This is a genomic window from Streptococcus mitis, from assembly GCF_965111725.1.
GTDB classification, from domain to species: domain Bacteria; phylum Bacillota; class Bacilli; order Lactobacillales; family Streptococcaceae; genus Streptococcus; species Streptococcus mitis_DV.
Genome location: NZ_OZ217341.1, coordinates 585,599 through 606,512, shown reverse-complemented (window position 1 = coordinate 606,512; position 20,914 = coordinate 585,599). Strand labels below are relative to the sequence as shown.

Genomic DNA, 20,914 nt, shown 5'->3' with positions numbered 1-20,914 from the left:
TTAGTCTTCAAATCCATTTGGATGCTTACTTTGCCAACGCCATGCGTCTTCACACATTTGGGTGATGCCGAGTTCTGCTTCCCAGCCGAGTTCTGCTTTGGCTTTTGCAGGATCTGAATAGCAGGCTGCAATATCACCTGGGCGACGGTCTACGATGCGGTAAGGAATTGGACGTCCGACTGCTTTTTCCATGTTTTGGATAATTTCAAGAACTGAGTAGCCTTTACCTGTTCCAAGGTTATAAACGTTTAGGCCTGAACCTTTTTGGATTTTTTGTAGAGCTGCGACGTGACCTTTAGCCAAGTCGACAACGTGGATATAGTCACGAACACCAGTTCCGTCTTCGGTATCGTAATCATCTCCAAACACTTGTACTTGCTCTAATTTTCCAACGGCTACTTGAGTCACATATGGCAAGAGATTGTTTGGAATACCGTTTGGATTTTCTCCCAAATCTCCACTCTCATGGGCTCCGATTGGGTTAAAGTAACGAAGCAAGACAACATTCCATTCTGAGTCTGCCTTGTAGATATCCGTCAAAATTTCCTCTAACATGAGTTTGGTACGACCGTATGGATTGGTCACTGAAAGTGGGAAATCTTCCAAGATGGGCACTGTATGAGGATCTCCGTAAACTGTCGCAGAAGAACTGAAAATGATGTTTTTACAGTTGGCTTCTTCCATAGCTTTCAAAAGGCTAAGAGTTCCTGCTATATTGTTGTCATAGTAGGCAAGAGGAATACGGGTAGATTCACCGACAGCCTTCAAGCCAGCAAAGTGAATGACCCCTGTTGGTTTTTCTTGTTTGAAAATGTCACGAAGAGTATCTGTATCACGGATATCAGCCTCATAAAAAGGAACTTCAACTCCTGTAATTCTCTCAACAACTTCTAAACTTTTGCGATTGCTGTTGACAAGGTTATCCACCACAACAACCTGATGACCTGCTTGGATTAACTCAATAACTGTGTGGGTTCCGATAAAACCTGCTCCACCCGTTACCAAAATCTTTTCTTGCATCTTCTTTCCTCGATTCTCGGATTTTTTCTTATTTTACCATTTTTGATAGGGAATGTCATTTGCCATCCTAGAGGGGAAGCTAAAATTTCAGTAAAATGCTTATACTCTTCGAAAATCTCTTCAAACAACGTCAGCTTCGCCTTGCCATATATATGTTACTGACTTCGTCAGTTCTATCCACAACCTCAAATCAGTGTTTTGAGCTGACTTCGTCAGTTCTATCCACAACCTCAAATCAGTGTTTTGAGCTGACTTCGTCAGTTCTATCCACAACCTCAAATCAGTGCTTTGAGCTGACTTCGTCAGTTCTATCCACAACCTCAAATCAGTGTTTTGAGCTGACTTCGTCAGTTCTATCCACAACCTCAAATCAGTGCTTTGAGCAGCCCGCGGCTAGTTTCCTAGTTTGTTCTTTGATTTTCATTGAGTATTATTCGCTTTTTACCAGTTTGACATAGTTTTCAATTGGGTAGTTTGCTGGGTCTAAGGTCATTTCCCTGCCTTGGATCAGTTGAGCTAGGTGGTAACCAATGATAGGACCAGTTGTGAGGCCTGATGAACCTAGACCACTAGCTGCATAGACACCAGTTAAGCCAGGTACTTGCCCAAAGAAAGGTGAGAAATCACTGGTATAAGCACGGATTCCCACACGCTCACCAGCTCTGGTAGCTTCTACTAAACTAGGATAGCAAGGCAGGGCTGCCTCCTCCATTTGTTGGAGCAAGGTTTCATCCACCGTCAAATCAAATCCCATATCATTTTCATGGGTAGCGCCTAGGGACAATTTCCCACCTGCAAAAGGAATCAAATCCCACTCCCCTTCTGGCATAACAACAGGGTATGATTCTATATCTTGGGCCAGCTGATAATCTCGGAGTTGTCCTTTCTGAGGACGAACATCTACATCATAACCCAAGGGTTCTAATATGTGACCCAACCAAGCTCCCGTTGCCAAAATAACCTGATCAAACACCTCTTCGCCAATCTGGTAGCCTGATGATAGAGGATGCAGACTCACTTTTTCTTTGACCAGCTTGACCTGACTGGCTTCCAGCAAACGAGTCACTAAGAGTTGGCCATCTACTCTCGCTCCACCAGAAGCATGGAGCAAGCGGTTAAATCCCTGCAAGTCAGGGAATAATTCATTGGCTGATGCTTGGTTCAGAATGGCTAACTGGCCTATCAAGGGAGATTCTTCTCTACGCTGGAGGGCTAGTTGATAGAGTTCTTCCAACTTGGATTCATCCTTTTTCAAGAGAAAAACTCCCGAACGCTGGTAAAAGTCGATTTCTTGCCCTGATTTCTCTAAATCAGCCAACAAATCCACATAAAAATCAGCACCCAAACGCGCCATCTTGTACCAGGCTTTATTACGGCGTTTTGAAAACCAAGGACTGATAATTCCTGCTGCGGCCTTGGTAGCCTGACCTTGTCCATGGTCAAAAACGGTCACCTCTAGGTCACTTTCTTTCGAGAGGTAGTATGCAGCTGTTGCACCTACAATCCCTGCTCCGATAATGGCAACTTTTTTCATTGTTTTCACTTCCTAACTAGATATGGTGGAAAGGATTGGTCGATGCTTGACTAGGTACAATATCGATTGTCCAGTCCTTTTCTGACTTCCATTGACTAAGGAGTGCTGCTATTTTTTCCACAAAAAGCACTTCGATATAGTGACCTGGGTCCAATGCTAGCAAGCCATCAGACAGCATATCCTGGGCAGTGTGGTAGTAGATATCACCAGTGATATAGACTTCTGCCCCTTTAGCTAAAGCATCCTTATAGAAAGACTGCCCGCTACCACCACAGATGGCCACTCTTGAAATAGACTTCTGCAAATCACTCTCTTGATAATGCACCATTCGAAGACTATCTAGACCAAAGACTTGCTTGACATGTTGAGCCAATTCTCCAAATGTCTGAGGCTGAATATTCCCAATACGTCCAATCCCACGTTCAGGGCCTGTTTCCTGAAGATAAGTTGTATCCTTGATTCCTAGCATCTGGCAGAACCAGTCATTGAGACCATTTTCAACGATGTCAATATTGGTATGGCTGACATAAACTGCGATGTCATGCTTGATGAGATCAATGTAAATCTGATTTTGTGAACAGCTAGCTACCAAATCCTTGATCGGACGGAAAATCGGAGCGTGCTTGACGATAATCAAATCCACACCCTTTTTAATGGCTTCAGCCACCGTCTCTTCACGAATATCCAGAGCAACCATGACACTTTGGATATCCTTGTCCAAAGTGCCGATTTGCAGGCCACGGCTGTCTCCCTCCATAGAAAATTCCTGAGGGCAAAAGGCTTCATACACGTTAATCACTTCACTTGCTAACATGGAGCACCTCCTTGATAGCTTGAATCTTATCTACTAGAACTTGACGTTCTTCCAGATTTTTTTCTGGAATTTGTCCGAGAGCAAATTCTAGCTTAGCAGCTTCTTTTTGCCATTTTTGAACAAATACTGGACTGACTTCTTTGGACAAGAAAGGACCAAAGCGAACATCACTGGCTGATAGCTTCATTTGTCCTGTTTCCACAATTAGAATTTCATAAAACTTGCCAGCTTCTTCTAGGATGTTTTCTGCTACAATCTGGAATCCGTTCTCTTGCAACCAGATACGCAAGTCGTCTTCACGATTATTGGGCTGGAGAATCAAACGCTCTACATTAGCTAGCTTGTCCAAGCCTTCTTCTAAAATCCTAGCAATCAAACGACCACCCATACCAGCAATGGTAATGACAGACACTTGGTCTGCCTCTTCAAAAGCTGCCAAGCCATTGGCTAAACGAACCTGGATTTTCGCCTTTAGGCCGTGAGACTCAACATTTTTGACCGCAGATTGGTAGGGACCTTCCACCACCTCACCTGCAATGGCGCTTTTGATTTGGCCTCTCTCGACCAACTCGATAGGCAGATAAGCATGGTCACTTCCCACATCTAGCAAAATGGCTCCCTGTGGCACAAAGGAAGCCACTAATTCTAATCTCTTTGAAATCATCTTCTCTCACTTTCCAAACTCTATTACCTCTTATTATACCACATTTCAGCTGGCAATCTTGTACCTAAAAAGACCGCAATCCACAGATTGCAGCCTCTCTTTATTTTCTGGCTTGATAGCGACTAGTCAGGATGAAAATTACGGTAAAGACCAACATCATGACCCCATAAACAGGTAAAGTTTGTCCTGTTAAGGTTGAAATTTCAAGCAGTTTTTGAATTCTTGGGAAGAGAGCTGTGGCTAGGAAGCCTCCTACTGACCAAACAATCAAGAGGACCCGCCATAGGGTAAATGGCATGCAGGCTCTAAATACGGATAAGAAACCAATTGACCCCAAGAGGTAATAGAGGAGAGTTGAGATTTCTAACTCAGACCAACCTTGGCTCGTTCCAAATAGTTTCACAAAAAGAACGCTGAACACAACCATGAGAGCACTTGGTAGAGCACGAAGCATGGATCTTCTGAGGAAATTTGGCTCAACAGGTTTGATATTTCGCTCAAAAGTCAGAACGAATGGTGGGAAACCTTCCACAAATTGGTCAATCATGGTAATCTGGATTGGAATGAAGGGGAAAATCAAAATCCATTCAGACCGACCTAGTAAAGCACTAGCGATACAGATAACTGCGAGTAAGAAAGAATAGATGGTCTTTATCAAGAAAATCGGTGCAATATGGGCAATGTTATTGACCACCCGACGACCTTCAAAGAGAATCTCAGGAACATCATTAAAGTCAGAGTTCAAGAGAACCAAATTGGCAATCTGACGAGTCGCAGGATCTCCCTCAGCCATCACGATAGAACAATCCGCCTCACGAAGAGCCAGGATATCATTAACTCCATCCCCAGTCATAGCTGTTGTATGCCCTGCTTTTTTCAGAGTTTGGATGATAAGTTTCTTTTGATGAGGGGAAACACGTCCGAAAATAGCTGTCTCTTCAGCCATAGCAATCAATTCCTCATCCGTAATTTTCGAGCAATCTACATAACTGTCATAGTTCGCAAAACCAGCCTTCTGGGCAATACTGGATACCGTAACTGGATTGTCACCAGAGATAATCTTGAGTCCTACTTCCTGAGAACGGAGATAGTCCAGCGTCTCTGCCGCTCCCTCTCGAATAGGGTCCAAGATTTCCAGCAAAGCTAGAGCCTGAATATCAGATGGTTTTTGTGATTTGTGATGGTCTAATTTCTCCTGACTGAGAGCTAAGACCAAGACACGTGAACCTCTCTCCAAGGCCTCTCTGGCTTCTGGGACCTCAGAATCCAGCAACATCTCAGGTGCCCCTAAGAAAACTGTTCCCAAACTTTCTAACTCCATAGCTCCCCACTTGCGGTCGCTAGAGAAGGGAAGATTAGAAAGCATAGGATAGGCTACTTGGCCTTGGAAACACTGGCGAATGGCTTGGGCAGTTGGATTTTTATCCTCACTGTGGGCCATGTAGCTGGCCAAAATGCTGGCAATAGTCTCTTCACCATAAGTTGCCGTCAGCGGAAAAACAGCCTCTACCTGCATCTTTCCTTGGGTGATGGTGCCCGTCTTGTCCAGACAGAGCATATCCACGCGCGCCAAGGTCTCAACAGAGTACATCTCCTGCACCAAGACCTTTTTCAAGCCCAACTTAATCACCGCTGTCAAGAGCGAAGTGATGGTCAAAAGGGCAATTCCCTTGGGCAACATCCCCAAAAGGGCTGTCGACGAATTTACAACGGATGACTTAAGAGGCAAGCCTTTTAAAATCAAGGCTTCCAGCAAGAGAGCTAGACCAAAGGGAATGATAATCTTTCCAGTAAAACCAGCTAGCTTGTCCAGCGATTTCATGATACGAGAGTTGATTGGTTTAACGGTCTTAGCTTCCAGCATGAGTTTAGCAGCATAGTTGTCTGCACCTACATGATGAACTTGAGCTAAAACTGACCCACTGGCTAGGAAACTTCCTGACAAAAGCAAGGCATCCACTTCCTTTTGCACCAAATCACTCTCCCCCGTTAACATGGCTTCATTGACTTCCGCAAAGCCTTCCAAAACCAAGGCATCACTAGGAATCTGCTCTCCTGCAGACAAACGAATGACATCTCCTAGAATCAATTCTTCAGGATTAAGAGCCACTTCTTGGCCATCACGAATAGTCTTGACCTTTTCCTTGGTCATGAGATTGAGCTTGTCCACCATGTGTTTAGCCCGCAGCTCAGTCACAATCCCAGAAAAAGCGTTAAAGCAGATAACAGCAAAAAAGACCAAATTGCTCCAAGCTTGCACAAAGGCAAGGGCCAAAGCAATGGCAAAGTTCAAAGCGTTAAAAAGGGTAAAGACATTTCGTTTGATGATTTGCCAAGTGCTGGTACTGGCCGAAGCAGTAAAATCATTGACCAAGCCCTTAGCCTGTCTTTCCTCGACTTCTCTTTGGGTTAATCCCATAATCTTATTTTTATCCATAAATTCTATCATATCATTTTTTCTAAAAGAATTCTAATCTCATCCCAAATATGTACCTAGTCAAGGGAAAAGTTTGCCAGCCCTCCTTTGATAAGGTATAATAATAACAAGAAAAGAATCGAAGGAGATCGCATGTTTTATACTTATTTACGTGGATTGGTTGTATTGCTCCTATGGTCCATCAATGGCAATGCCCACTATCATAACACTGATAAAATTCCTAATCAAGATGAAAATTATATCCTAGTGGCGCCTCATCGTACTTGGTGGGATCCAGTTTATATGGCCTTTGCGACCAAACCAAAACAGTTCATCTTCATGGCAAAAAAAGAGCTCTTTACCAACCGTATCTTTGGTTGGTGGATTCGTATGTGTGGTGCCTTTCCTATCGACCGTGAAAATCCTAGCGCCTCAGCCATCAAATATCCTATCAATGTTCTTAAAAAAAGTAATCGCTCTCTCATCATGTTTCCAAGCGGGAGCCGTCACTCAAACGATGTTAAGGGTGGAGTTGCCCTGATTGCCAAAATGGCCAAGGTCCGTATCATGCCGGTTACCTATACAGGTCCCATGACTTTGAAGGGCTTAGTTAGCCGTGAACGTGTCGATATGAACTTTGGAAATCCAATCGATATCTCAGATATCAAGAAAATGAATGATGAAGGCATTGAAACAGTCGCCAATCGTATCCAAACAGAATTTCAACGTTTGGACGAAGAAACAAAACAATGGCACAATGATAAAAAACCAAACCCACTCTGGTGGTTTATCCGTATCCCTGCCCTCATCCTTGCCATTATCCTCGCTATCCTAACCATCATCTTTAGCTTTATCGCAAGCTTCATCTGGAATCCAGATAAAAAGAGAGAAAAACTTGCATAGAAGAAATGAACCTTGGTCAAACAGCCAAGGTTTTTCATTTATATTTATAAGAATCTCCTAATCAAAAGCCACTCTATAATAGAGTAACTTTAAGATTGTCCATCTAATTGAACTCAGTCTAAGTAAGTTGAGAAAAAGAAAAAGCCCTCTGAAAATCAGAGAGCCAATTTGAGCCCAGGCTAAAATCCTAGTGAAACAAAAAAATCTACACGGTCAGAAAAGTCTCTATCGTGCCATTTTCATACATGATGTATAGTCCAAGTAGAATGAATACTAAGGGCACAATGATTCGCTCGTATTTTTCAATTGTCTCGAATATTAAGGGAATAGAGGATAACACCCGACTAAGCTCGCATAAGATAATTATGCCGATTACAAACACAAGCAAGGCCACGAGGGTCTGTGACCAATCTAATGAAGCAAAATAAGGTATATAGATACCTAAATTATCTCCGCCAGACGCAATTGTCAGCAATGTAACTGTCCAAAACAGTTGATTTGCCTTGCTTTGTTCTAATCTTTCAATAATTTCTTCCTCTTCTTCCTCTTCTTCCTCACCTTCTCCAACAATTGCAAAGCGAATCCCTAAATAGATAGGGATTAAACCAAGCAATCCAACCATCCATTCTTCAGGCACGAAATTAACGACATAAGCAGCAACTAAACTCGCCCCTACAAGTAAGCCTGTGCCTAGATATTGCCCCGCATAAATATGCCATTTCTGTTTATTCTGTGATAGCTGTGCAAATAAAATAAATAAAATAATTAAATAATCGATACTGGTGGAAATATAAACACCAATAGCAGATATGATTGTCTGTCCCATAAAAAACCTCCTGTATTGGTCAGTAATAAATCAGCAGATTTTAGGAGAGCACAGACACATTAATTTAGCTATCGCTAGTGGGTAATTTCGAACATAGGAAAGCATTTTACTCCTCCTCAAAACGTAGTTACAAAGTAATTTCTAACTGGAATTCGGTGACTACTTCCATGTAAAGTATAACATACTATACTTTACTTCGTAAAGTGTGGGCTCTCCGAGGGGGCTTGCAGACAGCTACTCGCTGAGTAGCTACGCACCTTTATGGTGTCATTAGCTGATACCATTTGAGGTTTTTGTAGTCTCCAAAATTGTGACCGATAAAACCTCAATAAAAAAGCCCTCTGAAGTCAGAGAGCTGATTTGAACCCAGGCTAAAATCCTAGTGAAAAAGATGAAACTCCTTGCACTCATCGAACACGGTGTCCTTTCCCTATTTTCATACGGATTTCTTACGCCCTTAGCATCATGATTCCTACTGGATAAAACGTTTATAGATTAGGCGGTAAGCCGAAGATTGTACAAAATTTTTAGTGAAACAAAAAAATCTCCCCGAAGGGAGATCATTCTGGTTTATTTTACCTTACAGTGCTAGGAACCGTAACCGAAGATAATACTTGAGTATATCGAGGTAAGGTAACAAAAGTAAAAAAGCTACCCAATTTAGAGTAGCTTCATTATCAAGATATGCTCAATTGAACACTGCCTAAGCACTTGGCAAAAAAGATAAAATCTCCTAGAAACTGAAGTTTCTTCGTCAATTTTCCTATTTTTGCTTTGTGCTTTTGACGGCCTTTGTATCTTGAATTAGCGACGAAGTCCTAGAGAGTTGATCAACTCACGGTAACGGTTAACGTCGTTTTTACGCAAGTATGCAAGCAAGTTACGACGGCGACCGATTTTTTTCATCAATCCACGGTAAGTAGCGTGGTCTTTTTTGTGTTGTTTGATGTGTTCGTTAAGGTGGTTGATTTCCCAAGTAAGGACAGCAACTTGAACCTCTACTGAACCTGTATCACCTTCGTGACGTGCATATTGTGCGATGATTTCATTTTTTTTCTCTTTTGAGATTGCCATGATGTTTCTCCTTTTTATTTGGCTTCATCCGAGTGACAGGTTGGCATGCCTGGAACCAAGAAGAAGTTATTTGTCTTTACGACAATCCCTATTCTACCAATAACTAACATCTTTGTCAACAGATTTACTTTCTTGTTTTAAACATGCTATAATAATCATAGCAAGAAATCTAAGTTGTCTGTTTTTTAAAACGAGGTGATTATCATACCTAGATTCTATTCCCATCTCCCCTACTATCTGGTCATATTTTTCTTTTATTGGCCACTTTATCAGTTGTTATCACTAATTATTTCTGACCCCCTTTTGCTCAAGAGTCTCTACGTAAATAATCTTCTCTTCTTTACACCTCTGGTAATCTTGATTGTATCGTTACTCTATAGCTACCGTTTCCGTTTCTCTCTTTGGTGGTTACTGGGGAACGGACTGCTCTATTGTTTTACCATCATTACTTTCAGAGAATTTATCCTTCCCTACTTCCTAGCCTATGAAGTCTTTGCCATAGTTGGTATGGCTGTCGGTGCCGCTATTAAGAATCTAGTGCAAAAACTGAAAAACAAAAAACTTTCACAAAATCCTTGAAAAATCTCACAATCATGCTATAATAATCCATAGAGACAAGTCACTTAGTCCCTTTCTACTAGAGAGTGCGTGGTTGCTGGAAACGCATAGAGAGCCTAAACTGATACTACTCTTGAGTTTTTTATGAAAACATAAAACGGTGGCCACGTTAGAGCCAATCAGAGGTGTCCCTCTCTTTTGAGGTACATAAATGAAGGTGGAACCACGTTGCGACGTCCTTTCGAGGATGTCGCAATTTTTTATGAGGAGGCTAACTATGGAGTTGCAAGAATTAGTGGAGCGCAGTTGTGCAATCCGACAAGCTTATCACAAACTGGAAGTTAAGCATCATGATTCCAAGTGGACGGTAGAAGAAGACCTCTTGGCTTTGTCTAATGATATTGGAAATTTCCAACGACTAGTGATGACCAAGCAAGGACGCTACTATGATGAAACACCTTACACACTGGAACAAAAACTTTCAGAAAATATCTGGTGGCTAGTAGAACTTTCTCAACGTCTGGATATAGACATTCTGACGGAAATGGAAAACTTCCTCTCTGATAAAGAAAAGCAATTGAACATTAAGACTAGGAAGTAGTCTGCAAAAAAGTCAATGCTTAGAAACTATGAAATAATAAAAAGGAGAACATCATGATTAACATTACTTTCCCAGATGGCGCTGTTCGTGAATTCGAATCTGGCGTTACAACTTTTGAAATTGCCCAATCTATCAGCAATTCCCTAGCTAAAAAGGCCTTGGCTGGTAAATTTAACGGCAAACTCATCGACACTACTCGTGCTATCACTGAAGATGGAAGCATCGAAATCGTGACACCTGATCACGAAGATGCCCTTCCAATCTTGCGTCACTCAGCCGCTCACTTGTTTGCCCAAGCAGCTCGTCGTCTTTTCCCAGACATTCACTTGGGTGTTGGTCCAGCCATCGAAGACGGCTTCTACTACGATACTGACAACACAGCTGGTCAGATCTCTAACGAAGACCTTCCTCGTATCGAAGAAGAAATGCAAAAAATTGTCAAAGAAAACTTCCCATCAATACGTGAAGAAGTTACTAAAGACGAGGCACGTGAAATCTTCAAGAATGACCCTTACAAGTTGGAATTGATTGAAGAACACTCAGAAGACGAAGGCGGTTTGACTATCTATCGTCAGGGTGAATATGTAGACCTTTGCCGTGGCCCTCACGTCCCATCAACAGGCCGCATCCAAATCTTCCACCTCCTCCATGTAGCAGGTGCTTACTGGCGTGGAAATAGCGACAACGCTATGATGCAACGTATCTACGGTACAGCTTGGTTCGACAAGAAAGACTTGAAAAACTACCTTCAAATGCGTGAAGAAGCCAAAGAACGTGACCACCGTAAACTTGGTAAAGAGCTTGACCTCTTCATGATTTCTCAAGAGGTTGGTCAAGGACTTCCATTCTGGTTGCCAAATGGTGCGACTATCCGTCGTGAATTGGAACGCTACATCGTAGACAAAGAGCTAGCTTCTGGCTACCAACACGTCTACACTCCACCACTTGCTTCTGTTGAACTTTACAAGACTTCTGGTCACTGGGATCATTACCAAGAAGACATGTTCCCAACTATGGACATGGGTGATGGGGAAGAATTTGTCCTTCGTCCAATGAACTGTCCGCACCACATCCAAGTCTTCAAACACCATGTTCACTCTTACCGTGAGTTGCCAATTCGTATCGCTGAAATCGGTATGATGCACCGTTATGAAAAATCTGGTGCCCTCACTGGTCTTCAACGTGTACGTGAAATGTCTCTTAACGACGGTCACCTCTTCGTTACTCCAGAACAAATCCAAGAAGAATTCCAACGTGCCCTTCAGTTGATTATCGATGTTTATGAAGACTTCAACTTGAATGAATACCGCTTCCGCCTCTCTCTTCGTGACCCTCAAGATACTCATAAGTACTTTGATAACGATGAGATGTGGGAAAATGCCCAAACCATGCTTCGTGCAGCTCTTGATGAAATGGGTGTGGACTACTTTGAAGCCGAAGGCGAAGCAGCCTTCTACGGACCAAAATTGGATATTCAAGTTAAGACAGCCCTTGGAAAAGAAGAAACTCTTTCTACTATCCAACTTGACTTCTTGCTTCCAGAACGCTTCGACCTTAAATACATCGGAGCTGATGGCGAAGAGCACCGTCCAGTTATGATCCACCGTGGGGTTATCTCAACTATGGAACGCTTCACTGCTATCTTGATTGAGAACTACAAGGGAGCCTTCCCAACATGGCTTGCACCACACCAAGTAACTCTCATCCCAGTATCTAACGAAAAACACGTGGACTACGCTTGGGAGGTAGCGAAGAAGCTCCGTGACCGCGGTGTCCGTGCAGATGTAGATGAGCGCAATGAAAAAATGCAGTTCAAAATCCGTGCTTCACAAACCAGCAAGATTCCTTACCAATTGATTGTTGGAGATAAGGAAATGGAAGACGGAACAGTCAACGTTCGTCGCTACGGCCAAAAAGAAACACAAACTGTTTCAGTAGATGATTTTGTTCAAGCTATCCTAGCTGATATCGCCAACAAATCACGCGTTGAGAAATAAGAGCCTAGTAAAAAGTCCTTAAAATCAGAAAAACGCATAATATCAGGTGTTGAATGACCTTGATACTATGCGTTTTATTCTTTATAATTTAGCTATTTCAAAATTACAAGTTCTCCATTCTTAATTTCCCAAACTTGGTCAAACTTACTTAATAATTCGTTTTGGCGATGTAAAGTAACAATGACGGCACTTGGTAGTTCCAGAACTCTTTCCAATTCCATTTTAAACTGATTAGTATCCAAGGCAGAGAAAGGTTCGTCTAGGATAAGCAATGGATTTTTACGATTTTTCTCACGATTTAAATACATTCGTTGTTGCTGACCACCTGACAGGGATTGTGGTGGAATTTTTTCAAAATCTTCTTCTCTGAATTTTTCATTGAAACTATTGAATAGCGTTACATTATTTTCATAACTCGAAACAAATGTATGTTCTTGTTGCAGAATCATACCGAATCTTCCCCAAAGATGGTCCAAAACAAGCCCATCTAGCACAATTTGTCCTTCAAAATCTTCATCTGTTCCATTTAAAATGTTGAGCAGACTACTTTTCCCAGATCCATTATTACCTATAAGCGCAATTTTAGCCCCTTTTTGAATCGTAGCAGAAGTAATTATCAATTTTGATTCTCCCAGTTGTTTGGAAATGTTTTTCAAAGTAATCGTATCAAAAGAATGTTGAGGTGCTTGAACTGAAACGGGTCTCCCAACAATGTTTTGAAAACTCTTGATTACAGGCTTTACGGACTCTAACATTTGTAAATCATAAAGGATTTCCTGTATTGGTTCAGAAAAAGCATTAATATATCCGAAACTCGCCACCACCTCAGGAATACCGAGTTGCTGGTGAGATAGAGAGTAGGCTAAATAAATAAACAGAACAAGACTAATGAATTCAAAAGAAACACCTGTCAATAAGATGCCAGTAATTTTTGTCAAACCATACTTAAAATACTTATCCTGCAAATTCTTTAGAGAACTCTTTTGTTGATTCAAAAAATGCGACATAGTTAGTTTATTTACCAAATGATGTCCCATGAGCAAATCCTCCAAAGTTCGATAGTAATCTCCTTGTTTTTTCAAGTAAACCTGTCTACGATTAGCGGTCAACTTCCCAACGATTTTAGGAATTTGAATACTAATTCCAGTGGAAAAGATTAAAATCAGTGATACAATAGGATTAATTGTTCTGCTAATAATGAAAGCGTAAATGATGATACGTAAAATTTGTTTGATAAAACTCATCAATGGAGGAAGGTAATCCTTTTCCAACGAATCTAGGTCATTAGATTGATAGGAAATATACTCTGCTACTGTTTTCTGCTTGAAATCGTGGTGACTGAGTCCCAGAAGTGAACGAAACCACTCATTTTTCAAAGTAGTCGAAAAGATAATCCCCTGCTTCCAATCAAGTATCATTTGGATATAGTTACAACTCAAATAGCCAGCCACTGACATAGAGTAACCATATAGAGCTACTTGATAATCCCCTTTGATTAATGCCTGCGTGAAGTACGGTAACAAAGCTGTGCAGATATTCGATACTACACCAAAAAGAAAATTAAAGAAGAGATACCATCTAATAGTTTTAAGATATGGTAGCATATACGATACTCCTTGCTAATGCGTTTTTTTACATATCGCAGAACAATCTCTACTATTCCCTATTTCAGATAGTGCGATACTCGGACATTGAGTGCAATAATTGTAAATCACACAAGTACTGCAGTTTTTACTATCATTCAAAATATAATTTGCTATTTTGTAAAATATAGGTCTATCCCATGTTTCTTTGATAGATGTAAAATGAATATTTCCAATACTTCTATTGAAAGTAAGCTTTTTCAGTTTTTCTAACGATTTAGGCTATTTCATGACACACCCACAATCCGTGAAAATTCTGGTTATATCAGATTATGTGATTTTCGTAAGAATTTTATATTGTCTCCAATCATGGCAGTCTCCTTTTACTTGATAAAACTATTATAACATTTAGAAATTAAAACTGGTTCAAAATCAATAGAATGTGTATTCGATACATTCAATAAATTCTTGGAAACAGTTCTACACCAGTTACACAAATCTATATACACCTATCTCATTCAAAACAAAAAGAGAGCTTCAGTTCTTTTAATCCTGTGTCAGAGATTCGTTCTAAAATCGAGTAGGAGACATTTTCAAAGTCTACTATTCACTTCATTTCACATTGATTTTTTGTACTTCAACCTTAGTCAATAGATTTTATACTTAACAAGAGCAAAAAGCATACAAAACTTCACTTTGAACCAGTATTTATACTATATTCCGTATTAAAAATTCTATTATTGGTTTTGTAAAAAACAGTCTTCAAATATCCTGAAATATAGCAAAAAGAGATTGGGTAAAAACTCATTGTCTCTTCTCACTCAAGGACTAGGTTCACTTGAGCAAACTGAATTCTTACTGTCGTTCCTGTACCGACCTCAGACTCGATGCGAATCTGGTGACCCAGTTCTTCAGAAATTTTCTTAGATAGGTAAAGTCCAAGTCCAGATGACTGCTGGGTCAGGCGCCCATTATATCCTGAAAAGCCACGTTCAAAGACTCGGAGGACATCACTGTTTTTTATCCCGATTCCTGTATCCTTGATACAGAGTTCCTGGCCTTCCATATAAATCTCCAGACCACCTTCCTTGGTGTACTTGAGACTGTTTGAGATAATTTGTTCAATGACCACTAGTAGCCACTTCTTATCCGTCACGATTTCTTTATCAAGGTCATGTAGATTGACATTTAGGCCTTTTTGAATAAAGAAAAGAGCATATTTACGAATTATTTCCTTAACCAAGTCCTCGATTTGAACCTGCTTTAAGACCAAATCATCATGGAAACTTTCTAAACGCAGGTACTGTAAAACTAGATTGGTATAGGAATCAATCTTGAAAATTTCCTGTTCTAACTGCTGCTTCAGTTGGCGGTCGGCTACTTCTGCAACTAAGAGTTGACTAGCGGCAATGGGGGTCTTAATCTGATGGGCCCACAAGGTATAGTAATCCAGCAAATCCGTCAGTTTTCTTTCTGAATCTGATCTCTGCTGATAAAGTTCCATCTCACGCGCTTCTAATTTTTCTGCTAAAGCTATTTCCAAAGGAGATTTGGCTTCCCTCTCCCCATAGAGAATTTCCTGGCGATAGACCTGCATTTCCACCAATATGTCCCAAGTGAAAAATAAGATGGTTACAAAGCAACACAGCAGGAAAAAGTAGAGAAAGTAAGTTCCCAAACTGGCAAATAAAAACTGAAAGAGCAAAACTAGAAATGCCAAAGCAAGTAGATAGACAAACAGACGACTACGGGAGCGCAGATAGGCCAGAAAAAATTGTTTCCAATCAAGCATGCTTCAGTCCGTACCCTATTCCTTTCTTGGTCTCGATAAATCCTACCAAACCCTGCTCTTCCAACTTTTTACGCAATCGAGCCACATTGACAGAGAGAGTATTATCATCAATGAAAAAGTCGCTATTCCAAAGTTCTCGCATGAGGTCATCACGCGCTACGATATTGCCTGCATGCTCAAATAAAACGCGTAAAATCTGAAACTCATTCTTGGTCAAATTCAAGACTTGCCCTTGATAATGTAAATCCATTGATTTGGTATTGAGGATAACACCAGCATATTCCAGTAAACTCTCGTCACGCCCAAACTCATAGGAACGACGCAACAAGCCCTGAACCTTGGCTAAAAGAACCTGCTGGTCAAAAGGCTTGGTCACAAAGTCATCCGCCCCCATATTGATTGCCATGACAATATCCATAGCCTGGTCTCTCGAAGACAGAAACATGATGGGGACCTTGGAAATCTTGCGAATTTCCTGACACCAGTGATATCCATTAAACAAGGGCAAACCAATATCCATGAGGACCAGATGAGGCTCCGACTGAACAAATAGACTCAAAACTTCCATAAAGTCTTCTACCAGGACCACTTCAAATCCCCATTCAGAGAGCATTTTTCCGACTTGTTGACGAATAACCTGATCATCTTCTACTAATAAAATCTTGTGCATGCGCTCCTCCTTTTCTATTATTATAACAGATTTTTCCATGCTGGAAGGTCTGAAACTGAATTTGACATAGCTTGTTTTTAGCCAACATAGTGAGCCAATCCTACTAGCTAATTTAAGGGAAATTTGATAAGATAAATAAAAAGAAAGGAGCTCTTATGGCCAATATTTTTGACTATCTGAAAGATGTCGCACACGATTCCTTTTACGACCTTCCTTTGAATGAATTAGATATTTTAGCCTTAACAGAAACCACCTACCTCTCCTTTGATAATCTGGTCTCCACAAGTCCTCAGCGACTTTTAGACCTGGCTCCTCAGGTTCCAAGGAATCCTAACATGTTGACCAGCAAAAATCGCCTCCAGCTATTAGATGAACTAGCTCAACACAAGCGCTTCAAAAATTGCAAACTCTCCCATTTTATCAACGACATCGACCCTGAGCTGCAAAAGCAGTTTGCGGCTATGACCTACCGCCTCACTCTCGATATCTATCTGATTGTCTTTCGTGGGACAGATGACAGTATCATTGGCTGGAAGGAAGATTTCCACCTAACCTATATGAAGGAAATTCCTGCTCAAAAGCACGCCCTCCACTATTTAAAGAACTTTTTTGCCCACTATCCTAAGCAAAAGGTCATTCTGGCTGGGCATTCCAAGGGAGGCAATTTAGCCATCTATGCGGCTAGTCAAATTGAGAAAAACTTGCAAAATCAAATCACAGCAGTTTATACCTTTGATGCGCCTGGTCTCCACAAAGAACTGACACAAACCGAGGGCTATCAAAGGATAATGGATAGAACCAAGGTCTTCATCCCACAAGGGGCCATTATTGGTATGATGATGGAAATTCCTAACCACCAAATCATCGTTCAAAGTACTGCCTTGGGTGGTATCGCCCAGCACGATACCTTTAGTTGGCAGATTGAGGACAAACACTTCGTCCAGCTGGATAAGACCAACAGTGATAGCCAACAAGTCGACACAACCTTCAAAGAATGGGTGGCCACAGTCCCTGATGAGGAACTCCAGCTCTATTTTGACCTCTTCTTTGGCACCATTCTTGATGCTGGTATCACCTCTATCAATGACTTGGCTTCCTTCAAGGCTATCGAACACATTCATCATCTCTTTGTCCAAGCGCAATCCCTCACTCCAGAAGAAAGAGAAACCTTGGGACGCCTTACCCAGTTATTGATTGATACCCGTTACCAAGCCTGGAAAAATAGATAAAAAGCTTATGATAAGGTTTTTGCCTTTTCATAAGCTTTTCTTGTTTTAAAGAAAAAATTACTCCTTCATCTGACTCTCTGCATCGGCCACGACTTGTTCTAGACTGGTCTGACCAAGTTCAGCCTCCATAGCCAGCTGAATTCTCTCCAATTTTTGATCCAAAACATCATGAATATGAGCTCCAACTGGGCAATTTGGATTTGGATTGTCATGAAAACTAAAGAGTTGACCTGTTTTACCAAGACACTCAACCGCCTGATAAACATCTAAAAGACTAATGTCCTTAAGATCCTTGACAATCTCTGTCCCACCTGTTCCACGCGCTACTGAAATCAACTCTGCCTTCTTCAACTGGGACAAGGTCTTTCTGATAATGACAGGATTGACCCCGACACTAGCAGCCAGAAAATCACTGGTCACCTTGCTTTCCTTCCCCTCAAGGGCAATGATTATTAGCATATGAGTCGCAATGGTAAATCTACTTGGAATTTGCATCCTCTTCTCCTTTTTACGAGGCATCCCTGCCTCTACTCTTCTTTTTCTATTATTATACCCTTTTAAGTTGTAATGTCAATCGTTACCACTTTTCAACCAGACATCTAACTCCCTATCATAGCCCTCTTTCTGGGCCAATTCTCTCAGAAATTCCTGATGATGAGTATGGTGGATACCATTGACCAGACTTTCATAGTAAACCTCAAAATAAGGGAGTTTCAGATCTTTAGCTAGCTGCAATTCAGCTGCCACATCGTAGTCTACCCGTCGGAAGTCCATATCTACCAAGCCCTTGTCATCAAACTCCAAAATCATGTACTGGGCTCGCAAGTCCTTCCGCAGCTGAGCGTCTAAAAAGAAAGGTTGCCCAATCGAACCCGGATTGACAATCAATTGCCCACCAGTCCCGTAACGAAGCAACTGCTGGTGAATATGACCATAAACAGCAATATCACAAGGCGGATTGGTCACCAAGCGGTCAAAATCCTCTTGCGCTCCAGTATGAATCAACTCACGCCCCCAGTTCTTATCAGGAAGATGGTGACTAATTCCTACCGTCAAATCCCCAAACTGACGATGAATCTGGAGTGGTTGATTGTGGAGCAGTTCAATTTCTTCTAGGGAAATTTCCTCTAAAACATACTGGCACTGGCGCAAGAGATAGCGTTGACTGGGACGAGTACTATCCAATTCCTTGCGGACACCATGCCACAGACTGTCTTCCCAGTTTCCCAAAACTCTAGCCGTAATCGGTAGTTGATTCAACAAGTCCAAAATCCTTCTACGCCCTGTCCCTGGCATGAGAATATCTCCCAAAAGCCAGTATTCATCCACTCCTAGCTGCCGAGCATCTGCCAAAACAGCCTCCAAGGCGGTGGTATTTCCATGAATATCTGAAAGAAGAGCTATTTTCGTCATATCCATCTCCTCGTTTTTTCTCTTGCAATAAGTATAACATAAAAAGTCACAGCTAGAGAAATCTAGCTTTTTTTGATATACTAGATAAAGATATTAGACAAGAGGAAGCGAATGACCCCGAATAAAGAAGATTATCTAAAGTGTATTTATGAAATTGGCATAGACCTGCATAAAATCACCAACAAGGAAATTGCGGCTCGCATGCAAGTCTCTCCCCCTGCCGTAACTGAAATGATTAAACGGATGAAGAGTGAAAACCTCATCCTAAAGGACAAGGAATGTGGCTATCTACTGACGGACCTTGGACTCAAACTAGTCTCAGAGCTCTACCGTAAGCATCGCTTGATTGAAGTTTTTCTAGTCCATCATTTAGACTATACTAGTGACCAGATTCACGAGGAAGCCGAGGTCTTGGAACATACTGTCTCTGACCTGTTCGTGGAAAGATTGGATAAATTGCTAGGTTTCCCTAAAACCTGTCCCCACGGAGGAACCATTCCTGCCAAGGGAGAACTCCTAGTTGAAATCAATAACCTGCCACTAGCTGACATCAAGGAAGCTGGCTCCTATCGCCTAACTCGGGTGCACGATAGTTTTGACATTCTCAGTTATCTGGACAAGCACTCACTCCACATCGGTGATCCGCTCCAAGTCAAGCAGTTTGATGGCTTCAGCAACACCTTCACTATCAGTAAAGACGAGGATTTACAAGTAAGTATGGACATTGCCAAACAACTCTATGTCGAGAAAATCAACTAATTTCTCCAATCCCCTACCAACCCTGAAAGTTTGATTTTCAGGGTTTTCTTATCTATTTTTTGCATCAAAAACAATAGTAAACGTTTTCACTCTTTAACTAAATATTGTATAATAAATATATAAAATATTACGTCACTAACAGATGAAAAAAGGAGGTTTTATCATGAAAAAAATCATCTTCATCAAAACTATTCAACTCCTTGTCATTGATGGAATTATGCTGGCATTTTTGACATTTAAAGAAGGGCTTACTTGGGATTGGATTTTAATTTATAGCGGTTGGCTCATTTTCTTTCATCCTGTGCTATTGACCTATCTGTCTAATCAGCTTTGTGACCACTTTAGTCAACTCTATTCCCAGATTAGACCGCGATTCTGGCGTTTTGCCTTACAAATTCTCCTATGGGATAGCCTGATGATTCTCTCCTTGCTGTTTTTAAGGGGTATCCCACTTTTCCTTCAGGGAACTCTCCTCATCCTAGGACACATCATCTCTTCCTATCGCATAAACCAAAGCCTGAAACAAGATTTCCCTAACGCCTATCAGGAACAGATTTCATTTTGGAGTATTTTATGATAGATGAGAAAAACCAAGCCGGTTGAGCTTGGTCTTTCTTATCTATTTTTAGTATCAAGGATGATGGTGACTGGTCCGTCATTGACCAGCTCTACCTGCATATCCGCTCCAAAGATACCTGTCTGAACGGGCACTTCTTGCGCTAATTTTTGGTTGAAAGCATCATAGAAGTCTGATGCCATATCAGGCTTGGCTGCCCCTGTAAAGGCTGGACGATTGCCTTTCTTAGTATCCGCAAAGAGGGTAAACTGAGAAATAGAGAGGATTTCTCCTTCAATATCTTTGACAGACAGGTTCATCTTGCCTTCTGCGTCTGAAAAAATCCGCATGTTGACAAGCTTTCTCACAGCATAGTCCAAATCTTCCTCTTGGTCCTCTGGTCCAACTCCAACCAGCAATAAAAGTCCCTGATTGATTTTTCCCTGAACCTGACCTTCGATACTCACTTGAGCTTTTTCAACCCTTTGGATAATGATTTTCATAA

Annotated in this window: 20 protein-coding genes and 1 pseudogene; 8 read left to right on the top strand and 13 right to left on the bottom strand. The window is 41.3% G+C overall.

Translation table 11 applies throughout. The annotated features are described in order from the left end of the window. From galE to ACLV7Q_RS03075, 5 genes are all read right to left on the bottom strand, one after another. Entirely contained in the window at positions 1-1,020 is a 1,020-nt protein-coding gene (galE, locus tag ACLV7Q_RS03095; protein ID WP_218756932.1) for a UDP-glucose 4-epimerase GalE, read from the bottom strand. A gap of 430 nt (positions 1,021-1,450) precedes the next feature. After that, positions 1,451-2,554, bottom strand: coding sequence for an NAD(P)/FAD-dependent oxidoreductase (locus ACLV7Q_RS03090; RefSeq protein ID WP_218756933.1), 1,104 nt, complete (start codon positions 2,552-2,554; stop codon positions 1,451-1,453). Positions 2,555-2,570: 16 nt separating this feature from the next. Further along, entirely contained in the window at positions 2,571-3,368 is a 798-nt protein-coding gene (locus ACLV7Q_RS03085) for a Nif3-like dinuclear metal center hexameric protein (RefSeq protein WP_218756934.1), read from the bottom strand. Next, complete coding sequence (locus tag ACLV7Q_RS03080) at positions 3,355-4,032, bottom strand: tRNA (adenine(22)-N(1))-methyltransferase (RefSeq protein WP_218756935.1); 678 nt, start codon at positions 4,030-4,032, stop codon at positions 3,355-3,357. Before ACLV7Q_RS03080 ends, ACLV7Q_RS03085 begins: the two co-directional genes overlap by 14 nt. Positions 4,033-4,132: 100 nt before the next feature. Further along, positions 4,133-6,469 (bottom strand): cation-translocating P-type ATPase, encoded by a 2,337-nt coding sequence (locus ACLV7Q_RS03075; protein WP_218756936.1) that lies wholly within the window; start codon positions 6,467-6,469, stop codon positions 4,133-4,135. A gap of 132 nt (positions 6,470-6,601) precedes the next feature. On the opposite strand from ACLV7Q_RS03075, the gene ACLV7Q_RS03070 reads away from it, so the two are divergent. Then, positions 6,602-7,351 carry a lysophospholipid acyltransferase family protein gene (locus ACLV7Q_RS03070; RefSeq protein WP_218756937.1) on the top strand — a complete coding sequence of 250 codons (750 nt, stop codon included), beginning with the start codon at positions 6,602-6,604 and terminating at the stop codon, positions 7,349-7,351. A 205-nt stretch (positions 7,352-7,556) separates the two neighbouring features. On the opposite strand, the gene ACLV7Q_RS03065 is transcribed toward ACLV7Q_RS03070, so the two are convergent. Together ACLV7Q_RS03065 and rpsO are read right to left on the bottom strand one after the other, a co-directional pair. Further along, positions 7,557-8,177, bottom strand: a complete 621-nt coding sequence (locus tag ACLV7Q_RS03065) for a CadD family cadmium resistance transporter (RefSeq protein WP_020903630.1) — start codon at positions 8,175-8,177, stop codon at positions 7,557-7,559. A gap of 804 nt (positions 8,178-8,981) precedes the next feature. Next, positions 8,982-9,251 (bottom strand): 30S ribosomal protein S15, encoded by a 270-nt coding sequence (gene rpsO, locus ACLV7Q_RS03060; RefSeq protein WP_001018251.1) that lies wholly within the window; start codon positions 9,249-9,251, stop codon positions 8,982-8,984. 204 nt (positions 9,252-9,455) lie between these two features. Between rpsO and ACLV7Q_RS03055 the strand changes: the two genes are divergently transcribed. The 3 genes from ACLV7Q_RS03055 to thrS all read left to right on the top strand — a co-directional run bounded on the left by ACLV7Q_RS03055 (position 9,456) and on the right by thrS (position 12,407). Then, the gene (locus tag ACLV7Q_RS03055) at positions 9,456-9,830 is read left to right on the top strand and encodes a hypothetical protein (RefSeq protein WP_218756975.1); all 375 of its coding nucleotides are present in this window, start codon (positions 9,456-9,458) and stop codon (positions 9,828-9,830) included. 256 nt (positions 9,831-10,086) lie between these two features. Further along, complete coding sequence (locus ACLV7Q_RS03050) at positions 10,087-10,410, top strand: MazG-like protein (RefSeq protein ID WP_218756938.1); 324 nt, start codon at positions 10,087-10,089, stop codon at positions 10,408-10,410. Between the two features lie 53 nt (positions 10,411-10,463). Beyond that, on the top strand, positions 10,464-12,407 hold the full coding sequence (gene thrS, locus ACLV7Q_RS03045; protein ID WP_125451396.1) for a threonine--tRNA ligase: 1,944 nt from the start codon (positions 10,464-10,466) through the stop codon (positions 12,405-12,407). Between the two features lie 92 nt (positions 12,408-12,499). Here the strand turns inward: thrS and ACLV7Q_RS03040 are convergent, their stop codons facing one another. Beyond that, the gene (locus ACLV7Q_RS03040) at positions 12,500-14,011 is read right to left on the bottom strand and encodes an ATP-binding cassette domain-containing protein (protein WP_218756939.1); all 1,512 of its coding nucleotides are present in this window, start codon (positions 14,009-14,011) and stop codon (positions 12,500-12,502) included. A gap of 413 nt (positions 14,012-14,424) precedes the next feature. On the opposite strand from ACLV7Q_RS03040, the pseudogene ACLV7Q_RS03035 reads away from it, so the two are divergent. Continuing rightward, positions 14,425-14,574, top strand: a pseudogene (locus tag ACLV7Q_RS03035) (integrase); the annotation flags it as partial. Between the two features lie 233 nt (positions 14,575-14,807). Here the strand turns inward: ACLV7Q_RS03035 and ACLV7Q_RS03030 are convergent. After that, positions 14,808-15,782, bottom strand: coding sequence for a sensor histidine kinase (locus tag ACLV7Q_RS03030; RefSeq protein ID WP_218756940.1), 975 nt, complete (start codon positions 15,780-15,782; stop codon positions 14,808-14,810). Then, positions 15,775-16,452 carry a response regulator transcription factor gene (locus ACLV7Q_RS03025; protein ID WP_000548991.1) on the bottom strand — a complete coding sequence of 226 codons (678 nt, stop codon included), beginning with the start codon at positions 16,450-16,452 and terminating at the stop codon, positions 15,775-15,777. The genes ACLV7Q_RS03030 and ACLV7Q_RS03025 overlap by 8 nt, the downstream gene beginning before the upstream one ends. A gap of 155 nt (positions 16,453-16,607) precedes the next feature. Between ACLV7Q_RS03025 and ACLV7Q_RS03020 the strand changes: the two genes are divergently transcribed. Then, the gene (locus tag ACLV7Q_RS03020; protein ID WP_218756941.1) at positions 16,608-17,681 is read left to right on the top strand and encodes a DUF2974 domain-containing protein; all 1,074 of its coding nucleotides are present in this window, start codon (positions 16,608-16,610) and stop codon (positions 17,679-17,681) included. Between the two features lie 57 nt (positions 17,682-17,738). Here the strand turns inward: ACLV7Q_RS03020 and ACLV7Q_RS03015 are convergent, their stop codons facing one another. Then, entirely contained in the window at positions 17,739-18,176 is a 438-nt protein-coding gene (locus ACLV7Q_RS03015; RefSeq protein WP_001166788.1) for an Rrf2 family transcriptional regulator, read from the bottom strand. Between the two features lie 75 nt (positions 18,177-18,251). After that, positions 18,252-19,094 carry a metallophosphoesterase family protein gene (locus ACLV7Q_RS03010; protein ID WP_218756942.1) on the bottom strand — a complete coding sequence of 281 codons (843 nt, stop codon included), beginning with the start codon at positions 19,092-19,094 and terminating at the stop codon, positions 18,252-18,254. A 111-nt stretch (positions 19,095-19,205) separates the two neighbouring features. Between ACLV7Q_RS03010 and ACLV7Q_RS03005 the strand changes: the two genes are divergently transcribed. After that, positions 19,206-19,853: a metal-dependent transcriptional regulator gene (locus ACLV7Q_RS03005; RefSeq protein WP_218756943.1), complete on the top strand. Its 648-nt coding sequence runs from the start codon at positions 19,206-19,208 to the stop codon at positions 19,851-19,853. Positions 19,854-20,016: 163 nt separating this feature from the next. Continuing rightward, on the top strand, positions 20,017-20,430 hold the full coding sequence (locus tag ACLV7Q_RS03000) for a hypothetical protein (RefSeq protein ID WP_218756944.1): 414 nt from the start codon (positions 20,017-20,019) through the stop codon (positions 20,428-20,430). A gap of 38 nt (positions 20,431-20,468) precedes the next feature. Here the strand turns inward: ACLV7Q_RS03000 and dtd are convergent, their stop codons facing one another. Then, positions 20,469-20,912, bottom strand: a complete 444-nt coding sequence (gene dtd, locus ACLV7Q_RS02995) for a D-aminoacyl-tRNA deacylase (protein ID WP_218756945.1) — start codon at positions 20,910-20,912, stop codon at positions 20,469-20,471. Between the last annotated feature and the right edge of the window lie 2 nt (positions 20,913-20,914).